The following is an 18,995-nucleotide window of genomic DNA, read 5'->3' as shown; positions in this document are numbered from 1 at the left end:
AGTGAATTCTTTACTTCATTTTATCTAACGTAACTTCGAATATCATACATAAAACGAGAGAAAAAGGGATTGAAATGAGTAGTGCAAGAATAGGTCTAGTAAAATGTATTCTTATCACTATAAACATGACAATCACAAAAAATAATGACCATCCGAGATTCCAGCCATTATGATAAGAAATTGAGCCTAACTTTACAGCCACATATTCTAAAACAATAAATACTACTACGAAAAATGAAACATAAATGCCCTTAATATATATACTTAATTTATATGGGTATTTAGATAAGAAGACCCATGTTGATAATGGCATACCAACTAAAATAAGCAACAACATTGGGATTATCGAGTAAGCGACCCCATTCGGTTCCATCGTCCACAGTTGATATTTATAACAAAGGATTTCATACAGTGCATTCCCTAGTGCGGCAAATAACATTGAGGGATAATATTTACTCCAATCACGATCTCCAAATTTCATGGCAGCAATAATCCATGATATAGAGAGAACGATTGCTACCATATTAGACCACCTACCTCACCTTAATATAATAAGTATGTATTTACAAAGAGATTTAAAATGAAGAGCAGGCTGCAAATGTAATAATCACATAGTAGACTTATTCAACATATTCCAGACTTTGGACGATTTTTACCGCTTCCTTAATAGGACCTTTATAAGAAAAGTGATAAACAAATTCATTAGTTGTTTCCCAATCAATGCTTGTGTATGCTTCGCGTCTAGTGCCTAGGATTGCGATATGTCCTTCGTGAATGACCTTGCCTTTAAGCCAATCTGCATTCTTCATCGCTTTAAACAACTCATCTGCCTGCTGATATGGCTCATCCCCTTTATCTCCATCAAAAAACATCGTCCAAGGTCCGCGCTTTGCGTAGATGATAGACCTTACCCACGGTTGGATCCATAACTTAGCGCCATTTTTCTTTTTATAAAAAACAAAATCACTTGGTCGCTCGCCAGGAGTCATAGTGCCAACAAATCCGGATAGCTCTCCGATTTCGCTCGACTCTTTTGGATGAAACAAGGCGGGGTCATTTGCCCTATATGGTTTATCCATAGATAAAAAATATATCGCATAGCCATTTTCATAGGCCTTTACTTTTACCGCGGTATGCTTCTTTGGCCTTTTCGTTTGTTCCTTCCAATACGTTGGCAGAAGCACCGGGACGTTTGTATTTTCTGGCAAACCTTTTGCTGCCGATCGCAAAAACGGAACGACTTGGTTTGATTTTGCAAATGCTGTGAGCAACACAATACTGATAAGGGTTAACAGGACAAATTTTTTCATAACAGACCTCATTAAAGACACGTTTTTAGTTATTATTTGAAATAACAAAATATCTATTAATGAAATTGCATATTTTATTACAAGATTTCTTTAAACGCTTTAACGACGATATTGATTTCATCCTTGGTCGTATATCTCCCTAAACTAAATCGAATCGCACCCATTCCCACTTCTTCAGGTACATTCATTTCTTTTAAAACTGGTGATAACTTAATGCTTCCGGCATGACATGCAGAACCAGTTGATGCCGCGAGCTGAGGGATTGCATTTAATAAATCTTGCCCAATCCTTTTAACAAAACTGACATTTAGAGTATTCGGTAATCGTTCCTCAGGATGTCCATTTAATACCACCTGATCACCAAACTCAGCTCTTAATTCGTTCCAAAAATAATCGGTCAAATCCTTTTGCATAATGGTACCTAATTGTGTACCTGCGATTTCACATGCCTTCCCTAAACCGACCGCCAATAAGGTATTTTCAGTTCCTGCCCGTAATCCATGTTCATGTCCAGCACCATGAATCAGCGGTTCAAGCTCCACACCTTCGCGAATATACAGAACACCAATGCCCTTTGGAGCATACAGTTTATGACCTGCAATGGTTAGCATATCGACTTTTAACTCATTTACATCCACTAGAACTTTCCCGACCGATTGCGAAGCATCTGTATGAAAAGCAATTCCATGCTTTTTTGCTATCTGTCCAATTTCTTTTATCGGCTGCAAGGTACCTGTTTCATTATTGGAATGCATGATGGTAATTAAGATAGTATCTTTTGACACAGCTTTTTCAATTTCCTCAGGTAAAACTCTCCCGTATTGATCCACACCAACGTATGTTACCCTTGCTCCGATTTCTTCAAGGAACTTACAAGGATTTATAATCGCAGGGTGTTCAATTTTTGAGGTAATAATGTGGTTCCCTTTATGCACGTTTTTAAAATAATAACCTTTAAGTGCAAGGTTATTGGCTTCACTTCCACCTGAGGTAAATATAATTTCTCCAGGAGAACAGTTAATGAGCCCAGCAACTTGTTCTCTCGCTTTATGTAATACTGCTTTCACAGGTTTTCCCGCCCAATGCAGTGCTGAAGGATTCCCATAGTAATCATTCAACACTGGCCGCATGGCATCAACCACTTCAGGTGCCAAAGGAGTGCTTGCATTGTAATCTAAATAAATTTTTTCCATTCGAGTATCCATCCCTTCGCCTACATCTCGTTATCTCTAATTCTACTAAAAAAATGGTTTAATAGTTCTAATATTATTAAAAGAATGTCCATTTACAGCTAGTACTGAGTACTTTCTGAAATGGACTGTAGTATTTCAGCGTTTGGGACGATTTTGGGATGAATTCATTTTTAGTTTACATAATTATATTATTGTTTAATATCTAAAAGAATTAAGATCTGTCCGCTGTCATATCGTTGTACGGCAGGATTAGCTTTCTCACTCTATCATAGTTCATTGAACTAATTTCGCGCATTAATCTTGGAATTGCTTTTTCAGGATAACCATAATCTCGAAGCAGCTTTTCCATTTTTTTATTTTCATCCATTCTAGTTCCTCCTAAATCTTTGTTCATGGTTCAACGTAATATCACTTTTACTATTCCCTTAATGAAGAAAGAGTTAAATGGAAATATTTATCTGGACTCCTTTTTCAACTGAATAGTCCAGCCATAATTACATAACCTATTTCTGTTTAGGAGGTGAACCATAATGGCAAATAAACAAAATAATAAAGGTGTTGCACAAGGCATTAAAGAAACAGCGGGTGCTGCTTTCCATGCGCTTCATAGTGCATTAGAAACAACTGAAAACGTTGCGATGAGCGCTGTTGACGCAGCTAAAAGCGCTACAGATAACTTAACTGGTACCCAAAACGAAAAGGGTCACCGCAACCACGATTAAGCAATAAAAAAATCCCTTTAGTTGAAAGGGATTTTTTCATTGGCTTTTTTTTAGGATATACTGCCAATTTATTTTGTAATTTTGTAATTTTTATGATTGACAATCGTAATCAGAGGTTCATCCTTATCCTTTGACATACCGTATTGAACCATAACGGAATTTTCCCTTACTCCCGTGACTACACCTTCTAAAGAATTCCCTTCTCGTTTAAAGGAAATCTTATCACCGACTTTTGCATTAGCCATTCTATCACCTCGACTTTAGATTTACCAAAAATTACAGATTAAATACTTGTTTTCCCCAGCAAAATGAAGATCAAAAAATCGTAAAAAAAGGGAGAACGATTATTGTAAGTGTAAGAAAGAATACGGCTATTGCACTTATTTTTTGTTTTCCCTTCCATAAGGTAACACCAAATCCGAGTGTATATATCGTAATCGTGACTAGAGAAGCGATAATAAGTAACTGCATCCTACTAGCCCCCCAACTTTTTAGCTTGTTTCGTTCGATTCCCATAATCAACAATTGTAACATCCACTTTTACTCGGATGTCCGCACGGGGGTAAGCTTTTGCCCAATTGTATTTTTTGTATTCCTGAATCGTTCCGAAATATTTTTTTGAATATATCGGCAGCGGGTATGGAATTCCTTTGAATTTGGTTTGTGTCTTCTTTAAAAGGTCTTCATTCGCTTTTTCAAGATGATCAGCAATACTTTTCTTTAAGATTCGTTGGTTTTTTTCTTTTGTAAAGTCCACCATACTAGGGTTAGACATTATTTCTAATTGTAAAGGGATGGTGATGAAAATCTTGGGTGTTATGCCCTTCAAATTCATTTTTACTTTATTGTTTTCCGTTTTCATGATTCTTGCTGCAAATTGTTTCTTTTTATCTGAGAAAGGATCAGGCATATTTACCAATATATCTTTAATATTCGTCGTATCATCTAGAATATTGATCGCACGGGTTTCCTGACCTGTTAGTGTATCAAACATGACCCCATTCTTAAAAACAGCCGAGCCGATAAATTGTGTATCATCAAGTTCACCCGTTGCATTCAGTTCACCTGCCGTGTATTCATCCTCCCTTTTTATCTCAGGGTTCTTTACCCTTTTTGCCGTTGTATACATGGCCAGAAAAAGATCACTTCCTCTATCCGCAGTTTGGAAATAACGAAATAAGTTTGAATCGGGTATGAGCCCATTTTCAATCCCGTGATCGACCATAAATTGAAAGTATTTATGTGGTCTTGTTTCCATTCTCGGTTTATTTCTTAGAAAATATTGTGAGGCTTTTTCTTTCGAAACAGCGATATAACTATTAAGGCGAATTTCTTTATCCTTTAAAACTTCGGCAAATATAGACGGAAAAATTGAATCTCTTGCAAATTCTTCGGAAACAACAAATATCCTTAATAGTTCGTAGCTTATGTTACGTGAAATGACTGAATTTGCAGTCGCTTTGGCCGCAATGAAATCATTCGCGTCAAATGTAATAATTTCACGCGGTTTTTCTGTTGAACCACCGCCGCCTTGCATACTGCCAACTTCAGGGTTTGCCAGCAACATGGTGACTTTAATTTTATCTTTTTCTTTTGAACTATCAAGTCCTAATCCGATGACATAGGATTTATCCTCCAATTCTTCCCGATCCCAACAGCCAGATAATATGCAAACCATAACGAAAAACAACAATAATCTACATAATGTTTTTGTTTTTTGCATGTTTAAATTCTCCCTTTATCAAAGCAACTAGCCAAATAATAATTGAAATGACGGCGAACGTTGGACCTGCTGTTTTCACTACTACAGGTTTAAATACAAGGCTGACATCCATGGGTGCTTCTGGAATCATGCCGATCATCAAATAAATTGTCGCCAGTGATGGAATCAAGTATTCAAAGTCTTTAATTTTAAATAGATGACCGAACATAAGGGCGTTTATGTACAAAAATGCGGTAAAACGAATAAATGCCGCCATAATCCAAATGATGAAGAAAATGATTTCGACATTCGGAATGTAATCGCCAAGTGAAATAAAACGTATAACAGTATGGAAAGGGTAGGCCACTCCCCCTAAGGACTCATCAAACATGCAGACAAAAATAAGAATAGCTAGACTAATTTGGATGCTGACGTAAATATAGGCAATCCAAGTACCTTTTTTGAATGCTTTGTTTGATGTAATATACGGCACCACCATGGTAAAAAGAAAAAAGTCAGCAAATAAAGTTAACTTTTGTGATCCTTCCTTCAGTAGTTCTAGTGGTCCAGGACCCCAAAGGGGAAACATAGAATTAATATTGGCATGCTGGGTACCCAGCCACAAGGCTAGATACAAAGAAAGTACTGCATAGAACACAATTAGATAGGAAACCGATCCAATATGTTGAAGTCCTTTCTTGGCGCCATATGCACAAATAAACATTAAAATGGCATAAATGATAAGAGTAGGAGTGGTAGTAAAGTAAAATGTTCGAATGATGTTGGTGTACGTTCTGCTATCAAACGAAACAGCAAATGAGCTGATGATAAAAATCACTAAGCAAACCAAAAAACCCAGGTATTTTCCAAGTACCTTTTTTATAACAGAAAACAGATCTTTTTCTTCATACAATGACATCGTTTTTATCAATAAAAAGAGGGGGATAAAAAGGATTCCGGCTGAAATGAACGGAATCATCCATGCTGCATTTTGTACTTGACTGTACAGATGGGCCGGCGTATCCTCAGAAGCTTTAGACCCTACCATTAATACTGCGATGGAAACAAATTCACGAACTCCAATTTTTCCAGATTGCTGTTTCATATCGTTTTATCCCTTTCTTTGTTTAACCATATCCTTTGGTTTTAAATATCCTGGCCGGAACCTTTCCTTCATTGGAGTATGTCGTATCAGTAGATCCTTTGATGAGAAGGAATGCGGGGTCATCGGTGCAAAATATGATGTGCCAAATGACTTCAACGATACTAAATAAAAGAGCCCTCCAATAAATAAAGCCGTGACCCCATATATTCCGATAAATCCAGCTGTAAAAATAAATAAAAAACGGGTAATCCGAATGGCGAAATTCATACTTATATCAATAATTATAAAAGAGCTTAACCCGCTTAAGGCAATAACGATAATGACGATAGGACTTATGATATTGGCTTGAACAGCAGCTTGACCTAAGATTAAGGCACCCACAATCCCAATCGTTGGACCAATCGGGGATGGCACGCGTAATCCAGCTTCACGTATAAGCTCAAAGGCAAGTTCCATCATTAGCACTTCAATGATTGATGGAAAAGGTACCCTTTCCCTTGTACCTGCAATCGCCATCAATAAATCAGGAGGAATCATCCCAACATGAAAGTTCGTAATCGCAAGATAGAATGGGGAGGTAAAAACAGCAACAAATAGAGCAAGGAACCGTAATATTCGAATGAAATTACCGTATGGTGCCCGCAAGTAATGATCTTCTGGTGAATGAAACATCGCCCAAAAGGTAGCAGGCAGGATTAAACAGCTGGGTGAATTTTCCATCAGTAAAACAATATGCCCTTCTTCAATAAAAGCAGCTGCACGGTCAGGACGTTCTGTATATACAATGGTTGGAAATAAGGATCTTGGGCGTTCCTCTAAATATTGCTCTAATATACTTAAATCAACAGCACTATCAATTTCAAAGGAGTTTAACCTATCTTTTACATTTTGAAGTAGCTCATTATTGACAAGGTCCCTCTGATAAACAAGAAATACAGTATTCCTGGAACGCTTAGAAATCTTCTGCGCTTGGACGAGAAGATTTTCATTTTTAATTTTTTTTCGGATTAAGGAAATATTGTCAATGACCTTTTCATTAAAGGCTTCTTTTGCACCTTTTACGATTACTTCATTTTCAGACTTCTCAATGGAACGACCCCGAATTTTTGTTGTTTCAAATAAATAGCAATTGGGATCGCCATCAACAAATAGTGCTGTAACACCTGCGGCAATGAATTCCGTTATATCTCCAATATTGGTAGAAGTATTTTCAACTGGATATGAAACGATATCTTGAATTTTGGTTGAAGGGTGCTCGCTATCAATTAATGGTCCCTCAATACCTTCCATGATGTTTTTTAAATCAGCCATTGTGCTGATAAAAATGATAAATGCCTTTCGATTTAGCTGCTGGATCGTAAACTTACGTAATTTGACATCTGTATTATCAGGAATCGTAAAGATCGACTTAAAGGTCTCTAAATTTTTCTCAATAGACGAACTTATGTCTTGTTTTTTGATTTCAATTTCCTCTACATTGGATTCTTCTTTAAATTCAGGTTCAGTGTTGAGAGTATTCTTCAACAACTTAGTCATCTTTTTCCTCACAAAACACCCCTCCCAGTTTTTATATCGTTTTCCATCTAAAGGGGTTTTATGTATGAATTGGACTACTACTGAAATAAAAAGAAGTTATCCAAATAATAAAAATTGCTCTAGGGGTGTCGTCAGATGATTGACCTGACTTCCCTCTAGAGCAATTTTTTTGTAGGCACGGATTACAGAATGGAGGATTAATATTCACCTCTTCCAATAACCTAATTACCTTTTATTCGTTGATTATTATTGATTTTTTTTCCATTTCAATGACTCTTTTTAGATAGTCATACTCTGATTTTTCGAGGATGTCTATTTCACGATTAGTCGCCAAGAGGATTTGGTCCCTGCACTTTGCGACTCGTTGAATCATCGGATGAATCGTTAAACTTGATAGATTCACAAAGTCGTACAGATCATTTAAACAAACAGGCAGCTTATAACCTTTATTGCTGGAGGCAATTAATAACCCCTGGTCGCGCAGCTTTGAAACAATATTTGACCGAAAATAATGCTGCTTGATTTTATTGATTCTAATCGCATTAAGGTTATCAAGGATTTCTTCGGTATACACATATTCATCAGGATTTTCCTTTAAATTGAATAATAGAAACTTCAGTAAATCAATCCGGACTTTTTCATCCTCTTCTTCACTTTTTCGATGTTTTTCGATGTATTGATAGGCTGAATTAACTGCTTGTTTAATAATAATCTGATCGGTTTCTGAGTCCGTTTTTTCAAAATGGTAGTCATAGAGGTAGTGCTTGTAATCATGAGGCCAAAGATTAATCGTGATAATCTTATTTTTTAAAAGTCTATAAAACGATGGATACTGATGAGAGTGATATTTTGCATCATATCCTTTTGCAATTGTCTCAGCGATAAACTGTGCCAATTCCAGAAGAATATCTGATTCGCTGCTGTTAAAGCCAAAGGTTGAATAATTAAACAAGTCTGGAATGCACTTCTGTTTTACGTAAGCAATAAATTCCTGCGTAAACTCTTTTGTTCCCTGTTCATCCGCGACAAGGTCAAGGGTGTCAAAGGTACGATATAAATCATCAAAGATATTGCGATTGAAAAATTTAATAAATGTTTTTTCATAGGTAACGCCGCTGTCTTCCCGAATTTTACGTTTATCAATAACATACGCGTATACCTTAAAGGGCAGGTCCTTTAAATCCTGTAAGAGTTCCATGCGAAGACTATCGTCAATTTCCTTTTTTGAAAGGTGTTTTCGTTTGATTTTTTCTACTTCCTCCTGTAGGAATTCTTTATCAGAACCTTTTACTAGTATAGAAACGATTATAAAGTGTGTCGAAGTCTCAGGTTGATCAAAATCGAATCCGTAATGGCCAAATTCATTTATAAATGCATATTGGATATCATTCAATTTTTATCCCACCTCACCAATGGAAAAACTTACTATACTTATTTCAACAAAAAATCCTCTACACCTTTTAAATGTGTTATTTTTCCTTTAAAAATCCTTAGGAATTCAGGAGAATGTATTGATTGGTAGTTAATACAGGGAGAAGTTCGTAGGTAAGGGGCGTTTTTTGATTATTTTTAAAAATAATTAGGGATTACGTTGAATGTGTGCTATACTGTGTCTACCATTTGCTTTACGTTTTACGTTTTTCGATTACCCGCCCTGCTCAATTTACTGAGCAGGGTTTTTTTGTTTTCCTAGTTTACGGGCAAGATTATCCCTTTAGGAAAAGAAAAAAGACTCTCAAAAGAGAGTCTTTTTATATATGTCGGTTCAATTATGCTTTACGAACGTTAGTAGCTTGGGGTCCACGTTGACCTTGTTCTACTTCAAAAGTAACTGCTTGACCTTCGTCTAAAGTTTTGAAACCTTCGCTTTGGATAGCTGAGAAGTGTACGAATACATCGTCTCCTGCTTCTCTTTCGATGAATCCGAAACCTTTTTCTGCATTAAACCATTTTACTTTACCTTGTTCCATTTGTTGTTTCCTCCTCGTGTGCTGTGCACACATTGTGTTACTATCCTTGCTCAGTTCTTTAGACGTAAAGTTTGAAAACTTTTTAATCCAACTGACAAACAAAAATAATTCTTCTTTAATATAACAGAGATATCTAATTAAAGCAAATTAATCTCAAAGTTTTTTTCTAGAGCGATTCCAATTCCTTTTTTATCATAGTCTCATGCTGGGCAGTAAGAACTGTAATACTCTTCAATTGGTTTCCCCCCCATCGCCTAATTTTTCGAGATAATATTTTACTAGCTCCTGAAACTCCTGCACTTCCAGTCTGCCCTTCTCGGTAAGGTCGTAGGTACCTCTCTTAATCCGTTCAAACCATCCATAATAGTTATTTGTTAAGATTGAGGGGATTTTATCACCGGCACCAAAATCCTTTAATGCCTTTGGTGATAATGGTCCCATTTTATCTAGTAAGCAAGCAATTTGTATGCAATTTTCTTTGTAGGCGGTCATGATTTTCGTCCGACTACTTCCCCCTACATTGAAATCAGCACTTCGTCCGCTAATTTCTTTCAAAATAGCTTCTCTCTTTAGCTTGTTCCTCCCCGTTGCGATTTTACCAGTAAAAGGAGTTGGGTGGATCAGTATATCTGCTTTTGAGCCGTTACCTGGAAAGGAAACCACAATTAAGCCTAGCTCTAACCTTTTCACTAAATGACATTTATCTGCCCATTGCTTAGAATTCAGCCTGCCCTTTGGTCTAGGAATGGCAATATATACTTGGTTCGTTAACTTTTGCCGCTTTGCTGCCTGAATAAGTAGATCGACACTTAAAGTGAGTTTTAATTCAACTATGATCAGCTCACTTTCTTTAACAGCGACGATATCACAGTCCTTTACTTCACCATAGACCTCATAGCCTTCTCGTAAAAAATACCTCTGAATTGGTTTATATAAATCTACCTCTTGCAGCTTTTTCTTTTCTTTCATACGGATCTCCTAAAAACATTTTTCTCCTAGTATCTTACCATGAAAATGGTCTAAGGTTTATCAATTGAAAAGCCAGGTTCTTACTAACATTTTTTTACAAAGTCAGTGTATTTGAAATAGCCTATTCTGTCAGAATTATGTTACTATTATTTTTGTCAAAATAAATAGAGAAATTGAATGGTATCATGGGGGTCTAAAATGAACATGAAATTCGCAACTAAGCTTTATTGGATTGTACCTGGGATTATTATGATAATAGGAATACTTCTATTATTCTATGAAAACTTTTCTGATGTGACTGAACACCCTGCAGATGATTGGAGCAGGGCTCTGACAATAGGAGAAACAGAACTGAATCAACTGCCTCCGGTAAAAGTGACAGAAAATGGAGAGTTTATTTTTACAAGATTTAAAGATGGAAAATTAGCGACTACTACTTTGGGCAAGGATTTTACAGTAGAAAAAGAGAAAACCTACAACATACCGGTAAATAAATGGACGCAGGTTTATCAACAAGAAGATACGATTATCTATTTTGATTTTAAAAATATTTATGACCAAGATAAGAATATGCTCGTCTCCGAAGTTGAGAAGTTTTATCCTTTGGAAACTACTACTCTTTATGTAAAGGATCATGTGCTTTATCAACTTTCACCAGAAACGAAGACATCTGAAAAAGTGATGGAGATTGATTTGGATAAGCTCAATGTCATACCTCAAGAGAACGAAGAGGGAGTAAATCTATTAACCTATACATCTGATCCAACAGGAGTCGATGTTACACTAAAGCAACATGCAAATGGAAAATTGCAGACTGTATACCAATCTAGAATAAATGTCGACCCAGGAAAAGCTGTTAATGATATCTCGTTTGCATTGGATGGTCAAACATTAGCACTGTTACTTCAGGAAGAGCTTCAATCCACACAAGGCGGGAATCCAGAGTTTTTCAACTACTTTCTGCTCACAAATATTACAAATCCGAACGCGCAAACTCTGAACGAGTTAACCTTTGAAGATCCAGCTGGAAAAAACAGCTTGAAGGAAGTATCTGATGTCGTTCTTACGTTTCGTAATGATAAACCAACTATTCTTTTTCACGCAAACGGGCGAACACAAACTCAATTCAATGACAGTACAACCTTTAATATCTATTCTGCAGAAATCAGTGAAAGTGGCACTACTAAAACGGAGCGACGCAGCAATACACCAGATATTTCAACAAACCCACAATGGATAAATGAAGAAACCATTGCATGGGTGGATTTAGACGGTGATGACCATAAAATTAAAGTTTCATCTTCTGATATAAAAACGGTCGATCCATTAATTGAGTTTACGGGGGACGATTGGCTGCAGGCACTGGGTAAGACATTTGGTATGATCACTTCATCCTTTTTCGGTATTGCCTTTGCGGTCATATGGTTTATCTGGCCAGTTCTTTTCGTTGTATTTATGTATATCTTTAGAAATCGAATCGCTGATCGCGATCCAGCTTGGTATTTTTATACAGGAATTGGGCTTTATGCTATAGCAGCACTCATTTGGAAAGACCGATTTTTCTTAGATAACATTTATACAAACGCACCGAGTTACTTAACCTTTACCGGCAGTTCTTATGTTTACATGATTTTATTTGCTATCATCGCTTTTTGGTTAACGATGCATACTAAAAAAGTAAATGATTGGGCAGGTACGGTAAGAATAAGCTATTTTGTCGGACTTCACATCTTACTATTAACCATTTTCTTTGGTCCCTATATTATCTAAGTAAAAATCCCCATTTTTGAAATGGGGATTTTTCAATAAATTTTATAGAGTTTTTATACTTCTCATATTTGCATCCAGCAATTGAAAGACCTTTTTTAAATCCTCTTTAGGCAGCTGCGCATACAAATCACCAATGCTAACTTCGTAGTAACTAGCTGTCTTGGTAACTTCGCGTACATAACCAGTTAAGCCAATGCCTGTTTCTTCATAGATTGCGGTTAGAATCCCTTCCATCTCGTCTTTCGGTGCTTCAAAATGGACATGAAACATATTAGAGACTGGTTCCAAGGGCCTGGTCGAAACACGATGACATTGGTTAAAGTAGTGGGCAAGTTCTTTTGCTTCTTGATAGTACTGATTCATCTGTTCCACCCGCTGAACAAAATAATAATCAGCACTTAAGATGTACGGATAAAGGCTGATTAAATCGCCGCCATGGCGCCTTTTCCAGACCTTTGATTCTTCCGTAAAGGCTTTATCCCCAGCAAGTATCGCCCCTGCAATCCCACCAATGCCTTTGTAAAAGGAAACATACACACTATCAAAAAGAGCGCAGATTTCTGCTGCCGATTTTTGATAATAAGGTAAAATTTCAAACAGTCTTGCTCCGTCTAAATGTAATTTGATCCCCTTTTCCTTGCAGTAAGCTGAGATGTCTTCCAATGTTTTGTAGTCAGGAAGCTGGCCACCAATCTCCCTTTGCGGCAGCTCGAGCAATAAACAAGCGATTTCCTCCTCTAAGCCAACCACATCCTCTAGCTGAATAACACTGTCTTTGTCCGCTAATAAAAAAGTCTCAATATGGTGCAATTCCTTTAATCCGTCTTCTTCATGAATCTCTAAATGACTTAATGGATGGTAAGCTGCTTTTTTTATTCCTTTCTGGTCACACCAAATCCTTAAGGCAATTTGCTGTGCCATCGTCCCGCTTGGAAAAAATACAGCAGACTCTTTGCCAAGGTAGTTCGCCATTTTCTCTTGGAAATCGTCGATGACTTTTCCCTTTCCGTACATCTCGCTTTCCAACTCTCCATCAATATCCAACAATGCATCCTTCAGCACCTGAACATTCCTCGGACCATGACCAGGCACCTTATATTTTGCCTTTTTATAAGCTTCTCCTAAACTATTGATCTCTGACATTGCAGTTCTCCTCCAAGACTACTATCTTAATTCAACAAGGATGTTTCTACCTTTTTAATGGTATATTATACTAAAACATACGAAAAAGGACATCATCTACTAGATGACGCCCAAATATTATTTACCCTTTTCATTGGACTGTTTCTTTTACAAATTCTACTTCAAAGCCTAAGTCTTTCAGCATTTGGTGATCTGCCGTCGTTTCTTGTCCTGAAGTTGTTAAGTAATCTCCTACAAAAATGGAATTCGCCGCGTATAATCCAAGCGGCTGCAAACTTCCTAGGTTAACTTCCCGCCCGCCTGAAATTCTGATTTCTTTCGTTGGATTCACATACCTCATAAGTGCTAAAACCTTTAAGCAATACCTAGGATTCAACTCTTTAGTGCCTTCAAGAGGAGTACCATCGATTGCATGCAGAAAATTAACGGGGATAGAATCCGCATCTAATACTCTTAAACTCATTGCCACGTTCACTACGTCTTCCTTCGTTTCCTTCATACCGACGATTACCCCTGAACATGGAGAAATTCCTACTTCTTTTATTAACTCAACCGTATTTACTCGATCCTGATAAGTGTGTGATGTCGTGATGGAGTCATGGTGATTTTCTGAGGTGTTAAGGTTGTGATTGTAGCGGTCGACACCAGCTTCTTTTAACTTGGCAGCTTGTTCTGGTTTTAAAATCCCAAGGCAGGCACAAATCTTCAATTGGTATTTATCCTTTATTTCCTTTACTGCTGAAACCACTTGGTCCACTTCATGATTACTAGGACCACGTCCGCTCGCTACTATGCAATACGTACCAGCGTGAAGCTGGAAGGCTTGTTCAGCTCCTTTAAGGATTGTATCTTTATCTACCATTCGATATTTTTGAATCGGTGCAGTAGAAATACTAGATTGCGAACAATATCCACAATTTTCAGGACAAAGACCTGATTTTGTATTAATTAACATATTAAGCTTAACCTTATTTCCATAATATTGATGGCGAATTACATAAGCTCCATGCAGTAGTTCTAGTAATTCCGTATCGCTGGAATTTAGAATATCCAATGCTTCCTCTTTTGAGATATCATGACCATCTAGCACCTCTAACGCTAATTCCTTCCACTTACTCATCCAATCCCTCCACTTACCTTAACTCGCGTTTTTAACATTGCTTAGTTGGCTTTTTGATAAGGTTCGTTTTAAACGATGTCCCACTACCCCTGCTAAAATGGCAAGAATAATATCCTTTGGTAGAGGAACAACCATCCATAACCAAGCCAATTTGTAAGTAAAACCATCTGGTGCTGCAGCCCAAATTTTATAAGCGGCGTACATCCAGTTCGTACCGAAAACATAATTAATTGCCATCCCTACTAGTGCTGCAAATGCAAATACCCCAACTGTATTTTTCATTTTTTCAATTATGTAACCCGTTATATACGCTGTAAAAACATAAGAAACAATAAAACCAAATGTAGGCTTCAAGAAAGTGCCAAATCCACCGCCAAATTGAGCAAATACAGGTACACCCACTAAACCAACAAATGCATAAACCATCATTGCGATTGCACCCAAACGGCTGCCAAGAACAACACCTGCTAAAATAGCAAAAAATGTTTGCAGTGTAATCGGTACTCCCCCTACGACCAAGAATGGAGCAATTGATGTAATATTAGCCCCAACAGCCATTAGCGCAACAAACATAGCCGCTGCTGTTAGCTCAGTTGTTTTAAGTTTCATAAACATCCCCCTAAAAAATTCTATAAATTAAGAATAATTGGTTCGTTTATTTATGTCAACCTAAATTATATTTAGGTTTACATATAAAATGATTAATAACTGCAACCTTTACTAAACGTATTATCTGGTCCCCGTTAAACAGCAACAAAATTTATTTATTTTCATATTCTAGTGTAGGTGTTCGACTATATAAGGGATTTGAATTCGTCTAGTTTTCAAAGGAGATGAAAAGGCACATGGCGATTAGAAAAGCAACTTACGCGGAGACTCAAAGTATCTTAAATTACCATTTAGAGGTATTAAAAGAAGCCACTATGGGGTACGTTACACCAAGTCGTGAAAAAGCGATTGAAATGATGACTCCATTTTTAAATGCTGGAGGATATTACCTTGTTCGTGTTAAAAAAAATGTTATACAAGGATGGGTTGGTTTAGGTCGAATTATCGATCAAAATACGGATGAACAAGTTGGATTTATCAATGAGATGTACGTCCTCCCACCCTTTCGCAATCAAGGTGCAGCTGAGAAACTATGTAAGGCGGCTTTCATCCAGTTACGTGCTGAGGGTCATAAGAAGGTTCAATTAAATGTGTATGCCGGTAACCATGCCAAACACCTTTATGAAAAGCTTGGATTTACAGACGTTTCCACCCTAATGACAAAGAACTTGGATTAAGACTATTATTCACAGTAAGCAAAAAAGAGGTCGTCAGAATAAAAACCTGATGACCCCCATTTTTCAAAGTCAAAAACTCACAAATACTCTATGCTTTAAAGTTTTGTTTGTAGGATTCTTTATGAAAAGATGCCATATACTTCAGACAATCTTCTCCTTTTAATGGTATTGCAGGCTTACCCTTAAGGTAATGGACCATTGCCATATAGTGTTGTGGACCCCATTTGTAACAATGTTTATAGTCGTCTAGCAGTTGAAATCCGCATTTTTCCCAGAATTGAATTCTCGCATGATTTTGCGGTGTGTCATCACATTCTACCTCAACCAATATCCGTTTGAATTGCGGCTGCGAGCTAGCCCATTCTAATAAGTAATCAAAAAACCCCTTACCAATCCCATGACCTCGTAAGTTCTTGCGTACCGCCAAATAATCCAACAGCAGTACACTTGAGTTTGGCATTGCACCTGTCAGTGCCATCGCCAGAACTACATCGTTCTCTTTTAACACATGAAGTGCACTAAGACCCCTGGCAAACATATTTTGGATAACCTTTTCTGGCTTCGTAGCATGTTCGCCAAAAGCAACATTATATATATCTCTAGTCTTTTGCCATAAATCTTCATCCCACTGTTGGGTTGTGATAAATTCCATCGTTCTGGTTCCTTTATTTTAAAGTTTTTCTGTTCTTTTTAGCATTCTACTAGCAAGTTGCGGCCGTCGCTCCATATACCATTGAAAGAACCATATGGATGTAGCAAGCCAAAAGCCACTGGCAAAATAACCACCAATGATATCACTAGGATAGTGGACTCCTAAATAAATCCTGCTAACTCCAATCATGATAATGAAAAAGGAGCTAAAGAGAAGCAACAGGGTACGTCCGCTTCGATTAAATATATGCCGCCACAATAGAAAAGTTAGGATCCCATATACAGTAAAGGCATTCATGGCATGACCACTTGGGAAACTATAACCGCCAATTTCAATCAGCCGATGTAATTCTGGACGTGCACGTCGGAAAATTTCTTTCAGCAAAAGATTTAGAATGGGTGATCCCACAACAACTCCAATAAATAATAGTAATTCCAGTCGATGATGCAGAACCTTATATAAGAAAAAGATAATAAAAAGGCATAGAATCACAACAATTCTAGTTGAACCAATTTCTGTAAAGAACTTCATAACAGATGTTATATAAGGCGCTTCTTGCGCTTGAACAGCGCCAATAACAGTTTGATCAAAATCAACCAACTTATCTGCCCTCATCAAAATCGCAACTAAACTAAAAAACATTAGTGAAAATAAACTAAAAACAAACACACGTGTAACCTGGAACTTCAAATTCATATTGTTGACCCCTCCATCATCGATACCCATATAATTACCCATTTTCTACAATCCTAAAAACTCTAACACAATAAAAAGGGCACCAAATATACAAAAACCGCTGCATAAGCAGCGATTTTTGTATATTTGGTGCCTGTCACCGTAAGTTACCCTACAAATTTTTCGTAAAAGGTTGTTTCTTGTTTTACTTGCATGATTTGTTGTGATTTGATTTCATTTTTTCTGCTCATTTCAAAGATTTTCAAATGGTCAGCTGTAATGTTATCTTCGTTTATTGCTTTGGTTAATATTGGTGCTAGGATATGGGCGTCTTTCATTCCACAATTTATTCCGATTGCACCCGTTGGTGTCATCGTATGTGCTGCATCCCCTATGAGGACTAATCCATCCTCTACCCATGTTTCACAGCGGGAGCTTTGTACCTTTAAACAAACAAAGTCGTTCCAAGATTGAAGGTGTTCGTTCACACTTTCTTCTAGCTCTGGAAAACTTTCAATTAATGGTTCTAGAAAAGGCTGTATTGATCCTTTCCTTAAAGCAGGAAAAGATCCTTCTGGAATATTCCAGCCTATTTGAATAAATCCACCTGTCTGGCTAAACAACGCCAACTGATGACCATCAACTAGTGCCATTCTAGTTGTTGGTTCCCAGCCTTCTGGAGCGGGAATTTTTGCCCATAGGACATCATATCCGTGTGTCATTTCAATTGTCGGTATCTTCGCAAGTTTCCTTACGGTTGAATAACGACCATCGGCACCGATTGTTACTTTGCTTGAAATCGTAATTTCTTCTCCGTTTTGGATTGCTTTTACACCTGTATATATTCCTTGTTCATCCTGGATTAATTCTTTAACGGTAGTATTGAATAATAGTTGGAAATGGTTATCTTCCTCTGATTCCTGGATAATGGCACTTAATAAATGCACTTGAGGTACATGAATTCCAACATGATCCTCATGAGCACCTGGTGAAATACTTCTTACCATATTTCTTCCAGAGAAGTATTGTACCTTTTTCATTTTGAGGATACCAAGCTCTTCTATTTTCTCAAATAATTTGTGCTCTTTTAAGATGGCTTCTGTTTCAGCATTAATATGCTCGCCTCTGAATTGTCTATTCACTCCAGCAGATCGTTCTATTATGATAGTGGATACACCGTTTTTAGCTAATAAATATCCAAGTAATGTCCCTGCAGGTCCGCCGCCAACGATACAAACATCTGCTTGTAAGTTCATTTTATCCACCTTCTACTTTTATTAAATTTATATATATATTAAGGTATTTTTGGACTAAATATTTGATTTAAAAAGTTTCATGATAAGAAAAAAAGTTAAGTATAGAGTAACAAAATTATTAAAAACGGTCAATCATTTCTTTACCATGTCTAATTACCATTTTCCTATTTAATCCAAACTGATTGGAAATGAGGTCAAGTATTTTTAATTATTTGTAAATATTACTTCAAATTGTTTGAGTTTTTTTAAAGATGAGGTTAATGAATGTTAAGAAATGGAAAATTGAATCTATTTCCTTCTAAAAGCTTGTATGATAATCCTGTAGTACAAATTGCAAGCATTCAAGGAGGAATTTTGAGATGAAAAGTTTCAAGACCTGGTTAGTTGCTACGATGTCTGTTTTAATGTTGCTAGGAGTTGCCACTGGTTGTGCTGATACTGGAAATGATGATACAGAAACAGAAGAAACAGAACAAAACGAAGATGGAACTGAAGAAGGTACAGAAAATACTGAGGAATAAGCATAAAATAGATACTTACAATATTTAACATGGAAACAAGGCGGCTAACTGCCGTCTTGTTTTGT

Annotated in this window: 22 protein-coding genes; 4 read left to right on the top strand and 18 right to left on the bottom strand. The window is 37.0% G+C overall.

Annotated features, from left to right (window positions below):
- Positions 1–10 precede the first annotated feature (10 nt).
- The 4 genes from ABC255_RS12540 to ABC255_RS12525 all read right to left on the bottom strand — a co-directional run bounded on the left by ABC255_RS12540 (position 11) and on the right by ABC255_RS12525 (position 2,870).
- Positions 11–523, bottom strand: coding sequence for a CBO0543 family protein (locus tag ABC255_RS12540; protein WP_412993888.1), 513 nt, complete (start codon positions 521–523; stop codon positions 11–13).
- 97 nt (positions 524–620) lie between these two features.
- Positions 621–1,310, bottom strand: a complete 690-nt coding sequence (locus tag ABC255_RS12535; protein ID WP_412993886.1) for a hypothetical protein — start codon at positions 1,308–1,310, stop codon at positions 621–623.
- Positions 1,311–1,387: 77 nt separating this feature from the next.
- The gene (locus ABC255_RS12530) at positions 1,388–2,503 is read right to left on the bottom strand and encodes a cysteine desulfurase family protein (RefSeq protein ID WP_412993884.1); all 1,116 of its coding nucleotides are present in this window, start codon (positions 2,501–2,503) and stop codon (positions 1,388–1,390) included.
- A gap of 211 nt (positions 2,504–2,714) precedes the next feature.
- On the bottom strand, positions 2,715–2,870 hold the full coding sequence (locus ABC255_RS12525; protein WP_412993882.1) for a hypothetical protein: 156 nt from the start codon (positions 2,868–2,870) through the stop codon (positions 2,715–2,717).
- Positions 2,871–3,033: 163 nt separating this feature from the next.
- Here ABC255_RS12525 and ABC255_RS12520 point away from each other — a divergent pair, with 163 nt between their 5' ends.
- A complete protein-coding gene (locus tag ABC255_RS12520) occupies positions 3,034–3,225 on the top strand; it encodes a hypothetical protein (protein WP_412993880.1) in 192 nt (63 codons plus the stop codon).
- 68 nt (positions 3,226–3,293) lie between these two features.
- Here the strand turns inward: ABC255_RS12520 and ABC255_RS12515 are convergent, their stop codons facing one another.
- From ABC255_RS12515 to ABC255_RS12480, 8 genes are all read right to left on the bottom strand, one after another.
- Positions 3,294–3,470 (bottom strand): DUF2187 family protein, encoded by a 177-nt coding sequence (locus ABC255_RS12515; RefSeq protein ID WP_335535856.1) that lies wholly within the window; start codon positions 3,468–3,470, stop codon positions 3,294–3,296.
- A gap of 70 nt (positions 3,471–3,540) precedes the next feature.
- Positions 3,541–3,696, bottom strand: coding sequence for a hypothetical protein (locus ABC255_RS12510; RefSeq protein WP_412993879.1), 156 nt, complete (start codon positions 3,694–3,696; stop codon positions 3,541–3,543).
- Between the two features lie 4 nt (positions 3,697–3,700).
- Positions 3,701–4,948, bottom strand: coding sequence for a Ger(x)C family spore germination protein (locus ABC255_RS12505; RefSeq protein WP_412993877.1), 1,248 nt, complete (start codon positions 4,946–4,948; stop codon positions 3,701–3,703).
- On the bottom strand, positions 4,923–6,032 hold the full coding sequence (locus ABC255_RS12500) for a GerAB/ArcD/ProY family transporter (protein WP_412993875.1): 1,110 nt from the start codon (positions 6,030–6,032) through the stop codon (positions 4,923–4,925). The genes ABC255_RS12505 and ABC255_RS12500 overlap by 26 nt, the downstream gene beginning before the upstream one ends.
- A gap of 6 nt (positions 6,033–6,038) precedes the next feature.
- Complete coding sequence (locus ABC255_RS12495) at positions 6,039–7,568, bottom strand: spore germination protein (protein ID WP_412993874.1); 1,530 nt, start codon at positions 7,566–7,568, stop codon at positions 6,039–6,041.
- A 232-nt stretch (positions 7,569–7,800) separates the two neighbouring features.
- Positions 7,801–8,961 (bottom strand): hypothetical protein, encoded by a 1,161-nt coding sequence (locus tag ABC255_RS12490; RefSeq protein ID WP_412993873.1) that lies wholly within the window; start codon positions 8,959–8,961, stop codon positions 7,801–7,803.
- A gap of 376 nt (positions 8,962–9,337) precedes the next feature.
- Positions 9,338–9,538, bottom strand: a complete 201-nt coding sequence (locus ABC255_RS12485) for a cold-shock protein (protein ID WP_026568674.1) — start codon at positions 9,536–9,538, stop codon at positions 9,338–9,340.
- A 231-nt stretch (positions 9,539–9,769) separates the two neighbouring features.
- Positions 9,770–10,507, bottom strand: a complete 738-nt coding sequence (locus ABC255_RS12480) for a DUF2161 domain-containing phosphodiesterase (protein ID WP_412993871.1) — start codon at positions 10,505–10,507, stop codon at positions 9,770–9,772.
- A 198-nt stretch (positions 10,508–10,705) separates the two neighbouring features.
- Between ABC255_RS12480 and ABC255_RS12475 the strand changes: the two genes are divergently transcribed.
- A complete protein-coding gene (locus ABC255_RS12475; RefSeq protein ID WP_412993869.1) occupies positions 10,706–12,277 on the top strand; it encodes a hypothetical protein in 1,572 nt (523 codons plus the stop codon).
- 42 nt (positions 12,278–12,319) lie between these two features.
- Here ABC255_RS12475 and ABC255_RS12470 read toward each other — a convergent pair whose 3' ends face one another.
- From ABC255_RS12470 to ABC255_RS12460, 3 genes are all read right to left on the bottom strand, one after another.
- Positions 12,320–13,420, bottom strand: coding sequence for a threonine aldolase family protein (locus ABC255_RS12470; RefSeq protein ID WP_412993867.1), 1,101 nt, complete (start codon positions 13,418–13,420; stop codon positions 12,320–12,322).
- Positions 13,421–13,550: 130 nt separating this feature from the next.
- Entirely contained in the window at positions 13,551–14,540 is a 990-nt protein-coding gene (bioB, locus tag ABC255_RS12465) for a biotin synthase BioB (RefSeq protein ID WP_412993865.1), read from the bottom strand.
- Between the two features lie 18 nt (positions 14,541–14,558).
- Positions 14,559–15,155 carry a biotin transporter BioY gene (locus ABC255_RS12460; protein WP_412993863.1) on the bottom strand — a complete coding sequence of 199 codons (597 nt, stop codon included), beginning with the start codon at positions 15,153–15,155 and terminating at the stop codon, positions 14,559–14,561.
- Between the two features lie 230 nt (positions 15,156–15,385).
- Here ABC255_RS12460 and ABC255_RS12455 point away from each other — a divergent pair, with 230 nt between their 5' ends.
- Positions 15,386–15,826: a GNAT family N-acetyltransferase gene (locus ABC255_RS12455; RefSeq protein WP_412993861.1), complete on the top strand. Its 441-nt coding sequence runs from the start codon at positions 15,386–15,388 to the stop codon at positions 15,824–15,826.
- 88 nt (positions 15,827–15,914) lie between these two features.
- On the opposite strand, the gene ABC255_RS12450 is transcribed toward ABC255_RS12455, so the two are convergent.
- From ABC255_RS12450 to ABC255_RS12440, 3 genes are all read right to left on the bottom strand, one after another.
- Positions 15,915–16,478 (bottom strand): GNAT family N-acetyltransferase, encoded by a 564-nt coding sequence (locus ABC255_RS12450; RefSeq protein WP_412993860.1) that lies wholly within the window; start codon positions 16,476–16,478, stop codon positions 15,915–15,917.
- A gap of 18 nt (positions 16,479–16,496) precedes the next feature.
- Entirely contained in the window at positions 16,497–17,216 is a 720-nt protein-coding gene (locus tag ABC255_RS12445; RefSeq protein WP_412993858.1) for a phosphatase PAP2 family protein, read from the bottom strand.
- A gap of 104 nt (positions 17,217–17,320) precedes the next feature.
- Complete coding sequence (locus ABC255_RS12440; protein WP_412993856.1) at positions 17,321–18,409, bottom strand: FAD-dependent monooxygenase; 1,089 nt, start codon at positions 18,407–18,409, stop codon at positions 17,321–17,323.
- A 359-nt stretch (positions 18,410–18,768) separates the two neighbouring features.
- Between ABC255_RS12440 and ABC255_RS12435 the strand changes: the two genes are divergently transcribed.
- Positions 18,769–18,930, top strand: a complete 162-nt coding sequence (locus tag ABC255_RS12435) for a hypothetical protein (protein ID WP_412993855.1) — start codon at positions 18,769–18,771, stop codon at positions 18,928–18,930.
- Positions 18,931–18,995: the final 65 nt, after the last annotated feature.

Source organism: Neobacillus canaveralius (assembly GCF_047237705.1).
Lineage (GTDB): Bacteria > Bacillota > Bacilli > Bacillales > Cytobacillaceae > Neobacillus > Neobacillus niacini_K.
This window is presented reverse-complemented; position numbering and strand designations above follow the sequence as displayed.